General features: G+C 70.5%; 11 protein-coding genes and 1 pseudogene. 5 read left to right on the top strand and 7 right to left on the bottom strand.

The annotated features are described in order from the left end of the window. Window positions 1-95: 95 nt before the first annotated feature. Window positions 96-1,778, top strand: coding sequence for an ABC transporter family substrate-binding protein (locus tag OG504_RS08585; RefSeq protein ID WP_405989210.1), 1,683 nt, complete (start codon window positions 96-98; stop codon window positions 1,776-1,778). A 55-nt stretch (window positions 1,779-1,833) separates the two neighbouring features. Here OG504_RS08585 and OG504_RS08580 read toward each other — a convergent pair whose 3' ends face one another. The 6 genes from OG504_RS08580 to OG504_RS08555 form a co-directional block, all read right to left on the bottom strand. Beyond that, complete coding sequence (locus OG504_RS08580) at window positions 1,834-3,051, bottom strand: IS701 family transposase (protein ID WP_405989209.1); 1,218 nt, start codon at window positions 3,049-3,051, stop codon at window positions 1,834-1,836. Then, the gene (locus OG504_RS08575) at window positions 3,044-5,203 is read right to left on the bottom strand and encodes an AGE family epimerase/isomerase (protein WP_405989208.1); all 2,160 of its coding nucleotides are present in this window, start codon (window positions 5,201-5,203) and stop codon (window positions 3,044-3,046) included. The genes OG504_RS08580 and OG504_RS08575 overlap by 8 nt, the downstream gene beginning before the upstream one ends. 1 nt (window position 5,204) lies before the next feature. Then, window positions 5,205-7,355, bottom strand: coding sequence for a glycogen debranching protein GlgX (gene glgX / locus OG504_RS08570; protein WP_405989207.1), 2,151 nt, complete (start codon window positions 7,353-7,355; stop codon window positions 5,205-5,207). A 49-nt stretch (window positions 7,356-7,404) separates the two neighbouring features. Then, on the bottom strand, window positions 7,405-8,115 hold the full coding sequence (locus OG504_RS08565; RefSeq protein ID WP_033279106.1) for an NAD(P)H-binding protein: 711 nt from the start codon (window positions 8,113-8,115) through the stop codon (window positions 7,405-7,407). 61 nt (window positions 8,116-8,176) lie between these two features. Beyond that, window positions 8,177-9,511 carry a sugar phosphate nucleotidyltransferase gene (locus OG504_RS08560; protein ID WP_405989206.1) on the bottom strand — a complete coding sequence of 445 codons (1,335 nt, stop codon included), beginning with the start codon at window positions 9,509-9,511 and terminating at the stop codon, window positions 8,177-8,179. Window positions 9,512-9,684: 173 nt separating this feature from the next. Beyond that, window positions 9,685-10,641, bottom strand: coding sequence for a YbhN family protein (locus tag OG504_RS08555; RefSeq protein ID WP_405996282.1), 957 nt, complete (start codon window positions 10,639-10,641; stop codon window positions 9,685-9,687). A 165-nt stretch (window positions 10,642-10,806) separates the two neighbouring features. Between OG504_RS08555 and OG504_RS08550 the strand changes: the two genes are divergently transcribed. Continuing rightward, window positions 10,807-12,696, top strand: coding sequence for an ABC transporter ATP-binding protein (locus OG504_RS08550; protein WP_405996281.1), 1,890 nt, complete (start codon window positions 10,807-10,809; stop codon window positions 12,694-12,696). Window positions 12,697-12,718: 22 nt separating this feature from the next. On the opposite strand, the gene OG504_RS08545 is transcribed toward OG504_RS08550, so the two are convergent. After that, window positions 12,719-14,170 carry a purine-cytosine permease family protein gene (locus OG504_RS08545; protein WP_405989205.1) on the bottom strand — a complete coding sequence of 484 codons (1,452 nt, stop codon included), beginning with the start codon at window positions 14,168-14,170 and terminating at the stop codon, window positions 12,719-12,721. Between the two features lie 228 nt (window positions 14,171-14,398). Here OG504_RS08545 and OG504_RS08540 point away from each other — a divergent pair. From OG504_RS08540 to OG504_RS08530, 3 genes and pseudogenes are all read left to right on the top strand, one after another. Next, a pseudogene (locus OG504_RS08540) lies at window positions 14,399-14,596 on the top strand (aspartate 1-decarboxylase); the annotation flags it as partial. Between the two features lie 22 nt (window positions 14,597-14,618). Further along, on the top strand, window positions 14,619-14,963 hold the full coding sequence (locus OG504_RS08535; RefSeq protein ID WP_405989204.1) for a GNAT family N-acetyltransferase: 345 nt from the start codon (window positions 14,619-14,621) through the stop codon (window positions 14,961-14,963). Window positions 14,964-15,147: 184 nt separating this feature from the next. Further along, complete coding sequence (locus tag OG504_RS08530; RefSeq protein ID WP_405989203.1) at window positions 15,148-15,795, top strand: aspartate/glutamate racemase family protein; 648 nt, start codon at window positions 15,148-15,150, stop codon at window positions 15,793-15,795. Window positions 15,796-16,148 lie beyond the last annotated feature (353 nt).

Here is a 16,148-nt window from a genome sequence, read left to right as displayed (position 1 = left end):
ATGTGGGTGACACATCGTGATGTTAAGCTCCGGCTCCGCAATTCGCGTGACAGTTCGGGCAGTTGACGGTTCGTCCGCACTGGGAGGGCCGTTAGGTGCAGCGGTTACGGGTCTGGTCCGCGTGGGCGGTGGCCTGCGCACTCACCCTCCTCGTGGCCGGCTGTTCCGGCTCCCCGGACCCCGACCGGCACCCGGCCCTGCCGACGTACGGCACGTACGACATCAACTCCCGGCCGTCGGACGCCCTTCGCTCGGGCGGGACGCTGACGCTGCCGATCGCGCAGATGATCACGCAGTTCAACTTCGACCACGTCGACGGGGCGTTGGACGACGTGTGGACCGTCGACAGCATGACCGAGCCCCGGCTCTTCGCCCGTGACGTCAAGGGCGTCCCGCACGCGGTCGCCGAGTACCTTCTCTCCGCGTCCGTCACCGGCACCTCGCCCCAGGTCGTCACCTACCGGCTCAACCCGAAGGCCCGCTGGTCCGACGGAACGGCCCTGGGCTGGCGGGACTTCGCCGCCCAGTGGCACGCGCTCTCCGGCTCCGACCAGCGCTACCTGGTCGCCGACACCAGCGGCTACGACCGCATCGCGGACGTCCGCCAGGGCGCCGGCCCGCACGAGGTGCGCGTCACCTTCAAGCAGCCGTACGCCGACTGGCGCAGGCTGTTCACCCCGCTCTTCCCGGCCGCCGGCTATGACACCCCGCAGCGCTTCAACTCCGGCTGGCAGGGTCAACTGCCCATCACGGCCGGGCCGTTCAAGCTCGGCTCGGTCGACAGGACCGCGCAGACGCTCACCTTCGTGCCCGACCCCCGGTGGTGGGGTACCAGGCCCCGGCTCGACCGGATCGTCTTCCGCGTCCTCGACGCCGACGCCGCCCTCCAGGCCTTCCTGAACGGTGAGGTCGACGCGGTCAACGCGGCCACCAGCGAGGCCTATGCCCAGCTGAAGAAGGCGCAGGACAGTGACATCCGCATCGGGTCCGCGTGGGACGAGGTGCACATCACCCTCGACGGCGCGGGCGGCCCGCTCGCCGACCGGGCCGTCCGCAACGCGGTCCAACAGGCCGTCGACCGCACGGCGTTGGCCGATGTCGCCGCCGAGGGCCTCCCGGTGAAGGTGCCGCTGCTCGGCAACCACTTCTTCATGACCAACCAGCCCGGATACACCGACAACTCGCGCCCGTACGGGAGTTACGACCCAGGCGCCGCCGAACGCGCCCTGGACGCGGCGGGTTGGAAGAGCCCGGGGAGCGGCAGGACCCGCGTCAAGAACGGCCGTAGCCTCACCCTCCGCTTCGTGCTCAGCGAGGGCACCAACCGGCTCGGCGAGGATCTCGCCCAGCTCGTCCAGCACATGCTCGCCCAGGTCGGCGTCCAGGTCGTCATCCAGCAGGTGCCGGCCTCCGCGTACGCGCCGCAGTACCTGGAGAAGGGCAACTTCGACCTCGCCATCTTCCGCTTCACCGGCCTGACGTACCCCAGTTCCGCCTACGCCATCTACCGCCGCCCCGAGAAGGGACAGGCCTTCCAGAACTACGGAGGGGTCGGCTCGGCCGAGGTGGACGAGCTCCTCGCCCAGGCCGTCGGCACCCTCGACGAACGGGCCGCCGAGAAGCTCTACGACCGGGCGGACGCCGCGATCTGGAAGCTCGGCCACGACATCGAGCTGTACCAGCGGCCCCAGATCCTCGCCGTGCGCAAGGGGTTGGCGAACTACGGGGTGCCGGGCCTGGGTGACGTCGACTTCAGCCGGGTCGGCTGGGAGAAGTGAGCGTGCGAAAGCCCCGTACGGACGGATCCGTACGGGGCCCTCGCGGCGCGCGCACTCAGGCACGTGCGCGGGTCAGCGCTCTCTCGTCGGCCTGCTGGCGCACCATGTCGTAGCCGAACGCGGCCGAGGCCAGCGTCACATGGTGGTGCCAGCCGCGGAAGGACCGGCCCTCGAAGTCGCCGAGCCCGAACTCCTCGTGCATCCGGCCCAGCGCCTCCTCCGCGAACCTGCGCAGCTGCGCCAGCGGCACGATCTCCGCGAGCCGGCGGGCCGGGAGGTTCGTCAGCCAGTAGGCGCGCGGCCGGGGGCGGCCGTAGGGCCAGTCCGCGAGGAGCAGGCGCGGCCGGGGGACCGCACCGGAGGCCGGGTCCGCGCGGAGCAGGACCGGGCCCGTCACGAACTCCGAGTGCCGCATGCGTTCGGTCACCGGGTCGTGCCAGGTCACCGAGGTGCGCTCACCGTGCCGGGCCGCGTGCCCGGCGAGTTCGGCGAGCGTGCCGCGCATCCCGGGGGTGGTGGCCTGCCGCCGGGGCAGCAGGACCGGGGTGTGCGGCGCGGCCTGCACGAGATAGCCCAGGCCGCGCGCCTCAAGGCCGCGCAGGAGCGGGTCGGGGTCGCTCTCGCAGCGCCAGTCGGCCAGCACCGGCAGCGGTTCCAGGGACCACTCGTCGAGCATCTCGTCGAGTGCCTCCAGGACGTAGCTCCAGCGTGGCCGGCAGCGTTCCTGGACTGGTACATGGGCCTGGCCGCGCAGGCGTTCGTCGCGGTCCCAGCGGGCCGGCAGCATCAGCCGCCAGTTCACCGGGACCCCGCCGGCCTGCCCCACCAGCGAGGCGGCGAGGGCCAGTTGGCAGTTCACCGTCCGCTCCTGCGAGGCCGCGTACTGCCGGGCCACGCCCACCGACCGGTCGCCGTTCTTGGCGAAGACGACCTCGTCGATGGACCAGGCCTCGGCCCGCGAGGCCCGTACCACCTGCCGGGCGAGCCGCCCCCGTACGGGAGCGGACGCCCACGGACTCTGGTTCACGAACTGCTGGATCTGCTGCACGGCCCGCTTCCCGAGCACCTGCTCGGAGATCCGGGCCGGTGTCTTGCGCCCGGGCACGTCCAGCAGCCCGCGCACGTACACCTCGCCCCAGCGCCGCTGGTCGGCACGGGTGAAGTCGCCGAACAGATCACGGCAGTAGGCGGGGAGACCGGCGGAGGTGCCCGGCGGTGCCCCCGGGGCGCGCATCGGGGGTAATGGGAGGGTGAAGGTCGCGAGTTCAGTCATGGTTGCACTCGTCACCCCCAGCCAGCAGGAAGGCGTCGGTCGCGAGCAACGCGTCCGCCACGTCCGGCAGCGCGCAGCCCACGATGACGAAGTCGACGTCCAGGCCCGCCTTGGTGCGCTGGAAGAGCAGCTCGTTGATGGCGGGCCGGCACATGCCCCCGACCTCGCAGAGGTGGAACTCCACGCGGCGCGGGGTCGCGGCCATGACCTCGGCCAATATGCGGCGGAACTTGCCCAGTTCGGCCGCGTCGATCACCCCGTGGCAGACGACGTGCGCGGTGCCGCCGTCGAACGTGGTGCGCATCCGCAGCCGCATCGTGGCCGGCTCCAGCTCGACGCGGACCCGGACGGGTTCGTCGCCGCGCGGCAGCCGGACGGTGAGGGCCTTGCCGTCGAAGTCCTGGTGCGGCCGGTCGTCGATCCACACCCGGGTCAGCTCCACGGTGCCCGCGGGCAGCAGATCGGGCGCGACGCGCAGCACCCGGTCCGGGAGGTCCTCCGGGCGGGGCTTGAAGTGCAGGGTGATCGGGTCGTTGCTGAGCAGCAGCCCGGTGTAGGTGGCCGCGAGGTAGCACAGCTCCAGCGCGTGGTAGCCGGCCATGGCGTGGCTGCCCTTGAGCCGCTCGGTGCCCAGCAGGTACGGGATACCGCTGGCGAGGACGTTGAAGTAGACGCCGCCGTCCTGGTAGTCGAGGAAGAAGGCGTTGTAGAACGCCGCCGCCTCGCGCCCCAGCCGCAGTTGCTCCGGGTCGCCGGTGGTGCCGGCCAGGATCAGATAGGCGAGGATCGCCTGCTCCTGCTGCCACCAGGCCTTGCGGTCGTGCCACACCATGCGGTGGATGCCGCTGTCCGGGTCGGGCTGCCGCTCGACCACGTCCAGCCAGCCGCCGCGCAGCCCGTCGCTGCCCACCGCCGGCATGATCTCGGCGATGCGCTCGGCGGTCGTGGCGTACTCGGTCTTGTCGAACAGGGACTTTATGCGGGTCAGGTTCCAGGCGATCTTCAGGTTGTGGCCGACGACCGCCCGGTCCTGCTGCCAGCCCCAGGTCCGGTCCGGACTCCAGTCCGCGTGGAACCGCTCCTGGACGAACGGGCTGTTCGGCTCGTCGGGGAACCGCTCCACGATGGTGTCCGCGGTCTCCTCCAGGAGCGCCGCGAAGTCCGAACGGCCCGTCGCCAGAAAGGCGTTGATCAGGTACGCCGGGGCGTGGTCGCCCACCGAGTTCCAGTTCTTGCGGGCCCGGTTGCGGCCGAGCGAGTCGGCGTTCGGGTCCAGGGTGATCGGGTCGATGTGCGAGAAGAACCCGCCGCGCACGGGGTCGCGGAAGTACTTCTGGAACAGGGCGGACGTCCGGTCGATGTCCTCCAGGATCCGCGGGTCGCCGGTGATGCGGAACGTCTGGGTGGGGCCGGCGAGCGCGTAGATCTGCTCGTACATCGGGATCGCGTCGAAGTCGTCGCCGAACTCCGAGGCGAAGACCGGGCGGTGGCCGGACGAGGTGATGTCGATGCCGTGGTACCAGTAGGTGATGCCGTCGGCGACGTCGTCCACCCGCATGTGCTCGCGCAGGTACAGGGTGCCGGCCTCGGCCGCCTGCAGGAAGCGGTCCTCGCCGGTCAGCAGGTACGCCGTGGACAGGCCGTAGACGAGCCGGGAGATGGTGTCCGTCTCCTGGCGCACGTCCCCGCCGGCGAAGTCCGGCAGATGGGTGCCGCTGAGCGTGATGTGGGTGCGGAAGTTGCGCCAGTCGTACACCCCGTCGGGGAACTGGCCGCGCAGGTAGAAGTCGGCGATGGCGGTGGCCTGTTGGACCCACCAGTTCGGGTGCTCGAAGACGTACTGGCCGCGGGTCTCCTCCGGGAAGGTGATCTCCTTCGCGTCGAACCGGGAGCCGCCCTCCCACTCGTAGAGGATGCCGTACGCGAAGACGAACCGGCCCTCGGCCAGCATGTCGACGGTCTCGGCGGTGGTGTCGCGGTAGTCGTCACCGAGGTTGCGGACGATGCGGGAGACGGCGTTGGACGCCAGGTGGACGGTGAACTCCCGTTCGTCGGAGGTGCGCAGGCCGAAGCGGCGGCCGGTCGGGCTGTAGTACGTGACGTAGCCCGCGAGGGTGTCGGAGTGGATGCGGCGTTGGGCAGGGGTAGTCATCTCAGGTGCCCTTCTCGTCGGGCAGGGCCGCCAGCAGGACGACGCTGCGGCCCTGGGCGTGGTGGGTGGGACCGTCGACCAGCTCCTCTTCTCCGGGCGGCGGGATGTCGTCGGGGCCGGGGCGGGCCGTGTCGAGCACGCGGTGCCAGCGGCGACCGGGGATCTCGGGCAGCTCGAAGTCGAGGCCCAGGTGGTACATGTTGAGGATCAGATGCAGATCCGGGTCACCGTCGAAACCGCCGTACGTGCAGGCCAGCACCCGGGCGTTGGGGTCCTCCCAGCCGGGTTGGTCGAGCCGGGTGCCGTGCCACGTGATGTCGGGCAGGGAGCGGGAGTTGAGGCGTTCGGAGAAGAACTGCGGTTCGCGCAGGGTGCGGTAGCGCTTGCGGAGCTGGATGACCCGCTGCGTGAAGCCGGTGGTCTCCTTCTCCTTCCTGGCCTGGTTCCAGTCGAGCCAGGAGACCTGACTGTCCTGGCAGTAGCCGTTGTTGTTGCCGCCCTGGCTGTTGCGGAACTCGTCGCCGGCCAGCAGCATCGGGACGCCTCGGCTGAGCATCAGCAGGGACAGCAGGTTCTTGATCTGCCGCACCCGCAGGCACTCGACGTCGGCGTCGTCGGTGGGGCCCTCGACGCCGCAGTTCCAGCTGTAGTTCTCGTCGGCGCCGTCGGCGTTGGCCTCGCCGTTGGAGTGGTTGTGCTTGGCGTTGTAGCTGACCAGGTCGTTGAGGGTGAAGCCGTCGTGGCAGGTGATGAAGTTGATGCTGTTGGTGGGGAGTTCGCCCTGGGCCGCGAACAGGTCTGCGGAGCCGCCGAGCCGTGAGGCGACCTCGCCGACCATCCCGGCGTCGCCGCGCACGAACCGCCGTACGTCGTCCCTGAATGGACCGTTCCACTGCGCCCAGCGCTTCCCCGGGAACCGGCCGACCTGATAGAGGCCGCCACCGTCCCACGGCTCGGCGATGATCTTCGTCTCGGCCAGCACCTGCGACAGCTCGATCGCCCACAGGGCCGGCGGCACCGCCATCTCGTAGCCGAGGGGGCCGCGGGAGAGTTCGGAGGCGAGGTCGAAGCGGAAGCCGTCGATGTGGTGCTCGGTCACCCAGTACTCGAGGCTCTCCACGATGAACTTGGTGACCATCGGGTGGTTGGCGTTGACCGCGTTGCCGCACCCGGTGAAGTCCATGTAGTGCGAGCGGTCCTGCGGCCACAGGTGGTAGTACGCCTCGTTGGCCGCGCCCCGGAAGCTGATGGTCGGGCCGAACTCGTTTCCCTCGCTGGTGTGGTTGAAGACCACGTCGAGGATGACCTCGATGCCCGCCTGGTGGAACGCCTTCACCATGTCGCGGAACTCGGTGATGTGCGTGGCGAGATGGGGGCTGGAGCAGTAGCCGGTGTGCGGGGCGAAGAAGCCGTAGGGGTCGTAGCCCCAGTAGTTGCGGCGCGGGGTGCCGTCGGGCCCGGTGCGCAGGACCTGGGTCTCGTCGAAGTCGAAGACCGGCAGCAACTCCACGGCGGTGACGCCGAGTTCGCGCAGATGCGGGATCTTGTCGATGACGGCGGAGAAGGTGCCGGGGCGCTCGGTGTCCGAGGTCGGCGACGCGGTCAGACCGCGCACGTGCATCTCGTAGACGACGGTCTCCGCCATCGGGGTGCGCAGCGGGGTGTCGCCCTCCCAGTCGTAGTCGTCGAGGTCGACCACCAGACTGCGCATGCAGCTCTCGACGTTGTCGCCGGGGCCGATCGCGTGGGTGCGTTCCCAGCGGCCGTTGATGTTGGCGCGCGCGTACGGGTCGATCAGCACCTTGCGGTGGTCGAACCGGGTGCCCAACTCGCCGTTGTCGCGCGGTCCGTCGATGCGGAAGGCGTAGACCTGGCCGGCGCCGATCCCGCTGACGTGGCAGTGCCAGAAGTGGAAGCTGCGGTGGCGGTCGGGCAGGAGCGTGATGGTGCGGTAGGGCTGCGGGCTGTCGCAGTGCTCGAAGAGCAACAGGTCGACCCGTGTGGCGTGTTCGGAGAAGAGCGAGAAGTTGACACCGTCGGCGTCGACGGTGGGGCCCAGCGGCTGTGGCCGCCCGGGGGTGACGTCGGAGGGACGGCCGCCGGGGGAGGAGCCGGTGGCCTGGTCGGGGCGTAAGGTCAGCTGTTCTGTCATGGCATCGGTCGCAGAGTCCGTCGGGGTGTCGTACACATCGGTGGCCACCTCAGGTGAGTGCGGCCCGGGCCGCGGTCGGGGCGTCGGCACGGAGGCCGGCGAAGAGTTCCTGCCAGGGCACGGGAGTGGCACCCGGCCCCGTCTCGCTGCGCATCTCGAAGGTCACGCCCTGGGCGGCGGGGGAGTACAGCGCCTGCACACAGGCGTCGGCGACGAGCGGGCGGGCCACCCGGCCGTCGCCCAAGTCGCCCTGTTCCAGGTGCAGATGACCGTGGTCGGGCTCGTCGGTCAGCCAGCCCGGACGGATCACGGTGTACGGCAGCCCGGAGGAGCGCACCGCGTTCTCGCCGGCCAGCCGCCAGTCCAGCATCCGGCCGTAGGCGTTCATGGGGTGGTCGCGGCGGGTCACATGGCGCTGGCTGATGAGCACGAAGTGCGGTGCCGCGGCAGTGGAGTTGACAGCGTCGAGGACATGGCGGACCCCGGTGTGCAGGGTGGTCTCGGGGCTGTCGGGACCGGCGTCGTCGGTGCCCGGCTCCACGATGTAGACGACCGCCGAGCAGCCGTACAGCGGGGTGCGGACGGAGTCGGGGGAGCGCACGTCGGCCGCGAAGAACTGGGCCTGCGGCGGCGTGTGGCGGCGGGCGCGCTGGGTGCTGCGGCCGATGACGCGGACGCTCTCGCTCCGGGCGAGCAGTTGACGGGCGACGAGCCGGCCTGTGCGGCCGGTTCCTCCTATGACGGCGATCGGGCTGTCCATCGAGGTCTCCACGGGGGCTGCGGAAGAGCCGGAAAGGGCGGGGGAGTTGGCGGGGGCGCGCTCAGATCCAGTGCAGGATGTCGTCGGAGCTGGTCAGATGGGTGCCGGTGGGCAGCCCGGTGACGGCGGGCACCCGCAGCCGCGGATAGACGCTCACCCCGGACAGCCGGGTGCCGGGCCGCAGATCGGCGGCCTCGCCGATCGCGGAGTGGACGAGCCGGACCGGGTTGTCCCGCTCGGAGTGCACCCGCGCCATCGGCCCGACGTACGAGTCGGTGATGCGGGCGTACGGCCCGACGACCGCGCTGTCGCCGATGGCCGTCCGGCTGAGCCGGGCGCCCTCGTCCACGTCGACGCCGTCACCGATGTCGCTGAACCGAAGCTTCACGCCCGGCCCGATCTCGGCGTTGCGGCCGATGCGCACGGCGGGGCCGATGACCACACTGCCCTCGGAGATCTTCTGGGCGAGGGTGGTGCCGGTGACGCTGTCCTTGGTGCGCAGGCTGGACTCGTGGATCCAGTACGGCGGGTCGGTGTTCGTCGGTTCGCCCATGGCCCGGGTCATCCACCGGTAGCGACCGCCGAGCACGTCGCCGAGGGTGGCGAGGTAGTCGGCGATGCTGCCGAGGTCACCGAGCCGGTCGATGGGCGCGGCGGCGACCGGCAGTCCGCGCCCGACCAGCCAGGGCAGCAGGTCGCCGCCCCAGTCGAGGCGCTGCTGGGCGAGCCGGATCATCTCGGGGTTGCGCGCGGCCAGCCGCAGCCGGCCGCAATCCACCAGGTACATCCCGGCGTTGGTCGGCAGGGTGCGGACGGAGGACGGTAACGACGTCTCGGGGAAGATCCGGTGGACGCGGTCCAGGGTGGGCTTCTCCACGAACCCCGAGACCAGTCCGTCCGGGGAGGTCTGCATCACGCCGTACTTGCCGGCGATCTCCTCGGGGGTACGGCCGACCGAGGCGACGGTCACGACGGCGTCGGCGGCGTCGTGCGCGTCCTTCAGCCTGTTCAGGTCGAACTCGAAGACGGAGTCGACCGGCAGCACCAGGGCGCGGCCGGTCAGGTCCCACTGTTCGAGGTTGTGCAGGGTGGCGGCGCCCGAGCCGACGTTGTACCGGTCGAGGCGGGCACGGGAGTAGTGGATCTCCACGCCGAACCGTTCGCCGTGGCCGAGCACGAGCTTGATCTGGCTGTGGTTCTCGGCGCCCTGGGCGATCACGTAGAAGCGGCGGATGCCCTGGTCGCGGCAGGACTCGACGAGCCACTCGACGACCGAGCGGCCGACGAACGGGATGAGGGCCTTGCTGCGGATGTAGTCGGACGAGGCGAGGGTGAGCGGCTTGGCGCGTTCGCCCCTGCCTCCCGCCAGGATGATTCCTAACGTCTCGTCCCCCATGACAGTCCTGCCTCCTCGGCTGACAAATCAACGCTCTTCAGTCAACTCTCGCTGTCATGCGAAGTCAAGTTAAAAGTAAAGCAAGGTAGTTGGGGTGAACGCGAAGAAGCCCCGGCCGATGTTCCGACCAGGGCTGATGTCGCTTTACAGGAATGTTCGGACGAACCCGAGAATCAGATGACTCTCAGCCGGACGAGCGCACCGAGCGTCAACGCGCCCGGAATGATGGGGATCCACACGGTGATGATCCGGTAGGCCAGCACCACCGCCGTGGCCACCGCGACCGGGCCGCCCGCCGCGACCAGAGCGATGATGAGCGCGGCCTCGACGGAGCCGATGCCGCCGGGCGTGGGTATCAGCGCGACGGCGACCGTCGCCGCGAGATAGGCGACGACCATGGACGCGGGCGGCACGGGCAGCCCCAACGCCAGCCCCACCGCGACGAGTCCGGCCGCCTGGAGTGAGGGGAAGGCGAGCACGCCGCCCCACAGGGCGAGCGCGCGGGACGGCCGGGTGTGCACCGACCTGGCCTCGCCCAGCGCAGAGCGTACGAAGGCGATGAGGGCGGTACGGAGCCTGCGGGCGAGCAGCAGGACCAGCACCGCCGCGCACGCCACCAGGCCGATGCCGAGCAGCAGCGGACCGGCCGCCCCGTGCGGGAGCAGCGAGCCGATCTCCAGCGCGTCTGGGAAGGCGACCAGCAGCGCCAGCAACAGGCCGACCCGGGCGACCGATTCGGCCAGCAGATACAGCGCGACGGCGGCCGAGGAGCGCGCCAGCGGCACCCCGCACACGGCCATGAACCGCAGATTGACCGCGCTCGCGCCGAGCCCCGTCGGCAGCAGATGGTTGGCCGCGCCCGCCGCGAACTGCGTGGCCAGCAACCGGCGTACGGGCAGCCGCTCGACGAGCGCACCCTGCCGTCCGGCGGACGCGGCGACCCAGGTGCCGCAGGTCGCGGCCGCCGCGGCCAGCAGCCACGGCCAGTCGGCATCCCTGAGGTGACCGAAGCCCTCGACGAGCACCGACCAGTGGCGCACGGCGATCCACAGCACGAGCGCGAGCGGGACCAGCATCAGGATCTGCCGGAGGGGGAGACGCTTGAGACCTTGGGCGATTCGGACGACCATCACATCCCGAGAGGGTCCCCATGCCACGTCAACTGCGGGTTGCGGCAGCGGGGACAGTTCCTTACGCGCGCCCCTACACGAGCCCCCGCACCCGTCCCCGCACGACGATGCGGCGAATACGTTGACCTCAACGACGCTTGAGGTCCTACGGTCTCTCCCATGAGCATGGAGAGCACGGCCTGGACCCAACTGCACAGTGTCATGACCGCCGAACAGGAGCGCCGCCCCTTCGCCCGCGCCACACTGCGCCGCATCGCGGAGTTCGCGCGACCGCACCGCCGCCCGATCGCGCGCTTCGTCCTGCTCGGGGTGGTGACCGCACTCCTCGCCGTCGCGACCCCCGTCCTGGCCGGACATGTCGTCGACGCGATCGTGTCGGGCGGTGACGACGGCACCGTCGTACGCCTCGCCCTGCTCATCGCCCTGATCGCGGTCGCCGAGGCGGCGCTCGGCATCCTGGGCCGGCGGCTCTCCTCGGCGCTGGGGGAGGGGCTCATCCTCGATCTGCGGACGGCCGTGTTCGACCATGTGCAGCGCATGCCGGTCGCGTTCTTCACCCGCACCCGCACGGGAGCACTCGTCTCCCGGCTCAACAACGACGTCATCGGCGCCCAACGCGCGTTCAGCAACACCCTGTCCGGAGTGGTGAGCAACTTCGTCACGCTCCTGCTCACGCTGGTCGTCATGCTCACCCTGTCCTGGCAGATCACCCTGCTCGCACTCGTGCTGCTCCCGGTGTTCGTGATCCCGGCCCGCCGGATGGGCAGCCGGATGGCCGGCATGCAGCGCGAGGCGGCCGGGCTCAACGCCGCGATGAGCACCCGCATGACCGAACGCTTCTCCGCACCCGGCGCCACCCTCGTCAAACTCTTCGGCCGCCCCGACGAGGAGTCCGTGGAGTTCGCCGCCCGCGCGAGCCGCGTCCGCGACATCGGCGTCCGCACGGCCACCGCCCAGTCGGTCTTCATCACCTCGCTGACCCTCGTCTCCGCCCTGGCCCTCGCCCTCGTCTACGGCCTCGGCGGCTGGTTCGCCCTGCACGGCACCCTGGAGCCGGGCGCGGTCGTCTCGCTGGCGCTCCTCCTGACCCGCCTCTACGCCCCGCTCACCGCCCTCGCCGGAGCCCGCGTCGAGGTGATGAGCGCCCTCGTCAGCTTCGAGCGCGTCTTCGAGGTCCTCGACCTCAAGCCCCTCATCGAGGACAAGCCGGACGCCCGTGAGGTCCCCGAGGGCCCGGTCGCGGTCGAGTTCGACGAGGTCCGCTTCGCCTACCCCTCCGCCGACAAGGTCTCCCTCGCCTCACTCGAAGAGGTCGCCTCCCTCGACACCCGCGGCGGCGCCGAGGTCCTGCACGGCATCTCCTTCCGCGCCGAACCCGGCCAGACCATCGCCCTCGTCGGGTCCTCCGGCGCCGGCAAGTCCACCGTCGCGCAACTCCTGCCCCGCCTCTACGACGTGGACGAAGGCGCCGTACGCATCGGAGGCGTCGACGTCCGCGATCTCACCGCCGCCTCCCTTCGCGCGACCCTCGGCATGGTCACCCAGGACGGCCACCTCTTCCACGACTCGGTCCGCGCCAACCTCCTGCTGGCCCAACCCGCCGCCACCGAGGACGAGTTGTGGGACGCGCTGCGCCGCTCCCGTCTTGACGATCTCGTACGGTCGCTGCCCGACGGCCTGGACACGGTCGTCGGGGAACGCGGCTACCGGCTCTCCGGCGGCGAGCGCCAACGCCTCACCATCGCCCGGCTGTTGCTGGCCGGCCAGCGCGTCGTCATCCTCGACGAGGCCACCGCCCACCTGGACAACACCTCGGAGGCGGCCGTCCAGGAGGCGCTCACCGAGGCGTTGCAGGGCCGCACGGCGGTCGTGATCGCGCACCGGCTGTCCACCGTGCGCTCCGCCGACCAGATCCTCGTCGTCGAGGCGGGCCGGATCGTGGAACGCGGCACGCACGACCAACTCCTCGCCGGCGATGGGCGATACGCGGAGCTGTACCGCACGCAGTTCGAGAAGCAGCCGGAGATTGGACCGGTCCAGGAAGCGGTGGTGTAAGAGCGTAGTGGCGTAACAGGCGTCAGGGCTCGCGGTGTTCGTGCGCCGCCTGCTCCAACTCCTCCGCCTCCGCCTCGGCCACGCGGATCTCGGCCTCCACGTCGATCGAGCGGCTCAGCCACCAGTACAGCAACCCGGCGACCGGCAGTCCGACGAACAGGGAGAGGTCGGCGCCGTCCATGGCGTGTGCGATCGGGCCGACGTAGAGGGTGCCGACGGAGAAGAACGGCACCATGACGCCGAAGCCCACCAGGTAGGAGATGATCCCGTGCCAGCCCCAACGGCCGTAGATGCCATGGGGGTTGAAGATCTCGGCGATCGCGTAGTGGCCGCGGCGCACCACGTAGTAGTCCATCAGGTTGACCGCGGTCCACGGGATGAACAGATAGAGCACCAGCAGCAGGAAGTTGTTGAAGTTCGTGAGGAAGTTCGCGGTCGCGGCCATCGCGCCGGCCAGGGAGAGCGCGGCGGTCAGGCCGATCGTCAACGCCCTTACGGACACGGTCGGTTGGACCTTCTTGAACGAGTCGATCGCGCTGATCAGGGTCAGTGAACCGCCGTACATGTTCAGCGCGGTCACCGAGACCAGGCCCAGGGTGGCGAAGAGGAGCACGATCGCGCCGAAGCCGCTGAACACCTTGTCGCCCGCCGCGTTGATCGAACGGATCGTGTCGAAGTCCTTGCCCGCCCAGGCGGCGAGCAGCGCGCCGAGCGTCATCAGCCAGACCCCGCCGAGCGCCGAGCCGAAGTAGGTCCAGTAGAAGGTCTTGCGGACGGTCACGTCCGGCGGGAGGTAGCGCGAGTAGTCCGAGACGTAGATTGCCCAGCTGATCTGGTAGCCGGCCACCACACCGAACTGCGCGAGGAACGGCGTCCAGGAGAAGCCGCCGAGGTCGAAGGAGCCGGCCGGGTAGTGCAGGGTCGCCAGCACGCCCACGGTGAAGATCCCGAAGACGACCAGGAAGGTGTACGTCAGGAACTGCTCGGCCTTGTGGATGACGTCGTAGCCCACCAGCGCGATCACGAAGCCGACGACGGTGACCACGGCCACCCACATCTTGGTGCCGCCGTGCACCGTGGTGTGCAGGGCCTCCCCGGCGAGGATCGTGTTGAAGACGTTGAAGCCCGCGTACTGCACATACGCGAACAGCCACACCAACAGGGCGCCCACGTAACCGAACTGGGGCCGCGACTGGATCATCTGCGGCAGCCCCAGCTGCGGGCCCTGGGCCGAGTGGAACGCCATGAAGAAGGTGCCGAGCAGGGTGCCCGCGACGATCGCGATGAGCGACCAGATGAGGTTGCCGCCCTCGGTGATGCTGATCAGGCCGACGGCGAGGGTGGCGATCTGCGCGTTCGACATGAACCACAGCGGGCCAAGGTGCCACAGCTTGCCGTGGCGCTCGTTCAGGGGGACATAGTCGATGGAACGTATCTCCAGCCCCGACACCCGGGGCTCTGAAGCGGTGGTCACGGCGCCTCCCAGGTGCTGATCCAGCCTCTGTGGCCACATTCATCCCCCGGACGGCACCCGGCAACCGCAAGCGAAACTGTGAACCACGGTCTTTACCTGGTCCTTACGGGACCTGGCCCCTACGGGAGCCATGTCCGGCCGGTCGTCGTGAGGCCGGGGAAGCCCGGCGGACTTCGAGCGGACTTCAAGTCCAAGATCCATCGGGCCATCGACGCCGAGATGCTGGACGCCGCCCATCTCGTGCATCCCGGAGACCTGGTGATCATCATCAGTTAGGCTCAGGTGTCCGACGCCGAGGCGCGGGCGCTTCGGCCTCGGGTCATGCACGTGGACTCCGCCATCCGGATCGTGGACCTGGGCGCCGATCCGTCCGAGCCGGTGCCGGGTTCGGAGCGGACGCGCGGCCCGCAGGCCGTCACGGCCTGACCATCGCACCAGGAGGATGCCCATGAGCGAGATCGAGATCCGCGACGACCGGGCGGCGGGCCGCCTGGAGGCGATCGCCGGCGGTGAAGTCGTAGGCCACATCGAGTACTTCGTCCTCGAGTCCCCCGCGCGCGCCCTCGTCCCGGTCCACACGCTCGTGGAACCGGCCCACGAGGGAAAGGGCATCGCGGGATCCCTGGCCCGCGAGCTGTACGGCATCGCGGCCCGCGAGGACATCGTCGTCGCCCCGCTGTGCCCGTACGTCGTCAAGTGGGCGGAACGTCATCCTGACGAGGCACCGGCCGCGGACCCGAAGTTGCAGCGGGCGGCGATGGAGTGGCTCAGGGCGCATCCGGGTCGCTTCTAGGACCCCGGTCACCGGACGCGGGTGGTCCGGGAGCCGGCCTCGGATGTCGCGAGACCGGCTCCAACTCCCGGGCCGGGCTCGCCCGTTGAGAGGCCGGCCCCGCCTCCCGCCGATGACTCTCCGGACGCGTCCCTTCGAACCTGGAGAAAGGCCCCGCCCCGAACCTGGAGAAAGGCCCGCCCTCGTGCTCGCCCTTCTGCACACCTCGCCCGCGCACATCCCGGTCTTCGACGCCCTGCGCGACGAGGACCATCAGGGCCTGGAACTACGGCACTTCGTCGACGAGGAGCTGTTGGCACGGGCCCGGCGCGAGGGACCGGAAGCGGTGACCGGGGCGGTACGCGACGTGCTGGAAGAGGCCGTCGCTGAAGGGGCGCGGGCGGTGTTGTGCACCTGCTCGACCATCGGCGCGGTCGCGGAGACCGCCGGTGCGCGGATCGGCGTACCGGTGCTGCGCGGTGACCGCCCGATGGCGGCGGCCGCGGTGGCCGCCGGTCCACGTGTCGTCGTGGTGGCGACACTGGAGAGCACCCTGGGACCGACCGTCGCGCTGGTCGAGGAGGAGGGGCGGCGCGCCGGCCACCCTCGTGAACTCCTCGCCGTCCGCACCCTGTTCGTCGAGGACGCCTGGACCCGCTTCGAGACGGGCGACACCGAGGGCTGCGCCCGGCTGGTCGCGGACGCCGTCGACGCGGTCACCGGCGCCGACGCGATCGTCCTCGCGCAGGGGTCCATGGCACCGGCCCAGCGGCTCACGACCACGGCGATCCCGGTGCTGTCGAGTCCCCGGCCGGGGCTGGCCTCCGGTGCCCGGGCGGCGCGGGTCGGTTGAGCCCGGCTGGGTGGGTGGCGGTGTGGGTGACGGGTGGTGCGGGGGCCGTGGCCTCCGTCCGCTCCTGGTGCTGTCGGGCTCTGTCTCGGCCGGCCGCCGGTGCCCGGGCGGCGCCGGTCGGCTGAGCCCACCCGGGTGAGTGTCCGCGCCGGTCACGGGTACGCGGGGGAGTAGTCCAGGGCCGACGTAGCCGACATTCACCACTGACTGGAGGACGCGATGACCCACCCGTACCCCGACCCCGTACCCCCGGCACCCACCCCGGGGCCCGGTCCCACGCCGGACCCGGTGCCCGGACCCGGTCCCGTACCGGTGCCGGACCCGGAACCCCCGGTACCGCTGCCCGCGCCGCC

This window comes from Streptomyces sp. NBC_00986 (genome assembly GCF_045162565.1).
GTDB lineage: Bacteria > Actinomycetota > Actinomycetes > Streptomycetales > Streptomycetaceae > Streptomyces.
This window is presented reverse-complemented; position numbering and strand designations above follow the sequence as displayed.

What these genes read in the sequence shown, in the direction of transcription:
- OG504_RS08535 (WP_405989204.1), top strand. Translation starts at nt 14,619, where the DNA reads ATGAGCGAGATCGAGATCCGCGACGACCGGGCGGCGGGCCGCCTGGAG.
- OG504_RS08550 (WP_405996281.1), top strand. Translation starts at nt 10,807, where the DNA reads ATGGAGAGCACGGCCTGGACCCAACTGCACAGTGTCATGACCGCCGAA.
- OG504_RS08565 (WP_033279106.1), bottom strand. Translation starts at nt 8,115, where the DNA reads ATGGACAGCCCGATCGCCGTCATAGGAGGAACCGGCCGCACAGGCCGG.
- OG504_RS08560 (WP_405989206.1), bottom strand. Translation starts at nt 9,511, where the DNA reads ATGGGGGACGAGACGTTAGGAATCATCCTGGCGGGAGGCAGGGGCGAA.
- OG504_RS08575 (WP_405989208.1), bottom strand. Translation starts at nt 5,203, where the DNA reads ATGACTACCCCTGCCCAACGCCGCATCCACTCCGACACCCTCGCGGGC.
- OG504_RS08580 (WP_405989209.1), bottom strand. Translation starts at nt 3,051, where the DNA reads ATGACTGAACTCGCGACCTTCACCCTCCCATTACCCCCGATGCGCGCC.
- glgX (WP_405989207.1), bottom strand. Translation starts at nt 7,355, where the DNA reads ATGACAGAACAGCTGACCTTACGCCCCGACCAGGCCACCGGCTCCTCC.
- OG504_RS08555 (WP_405996282.1), bottom strand. Translation starts at nt 10,641, where the DNA reads ATGGTCGTCCGAATCGCCCAAGGTCTCAAGCGTCTCCCCCTCCGGCAG.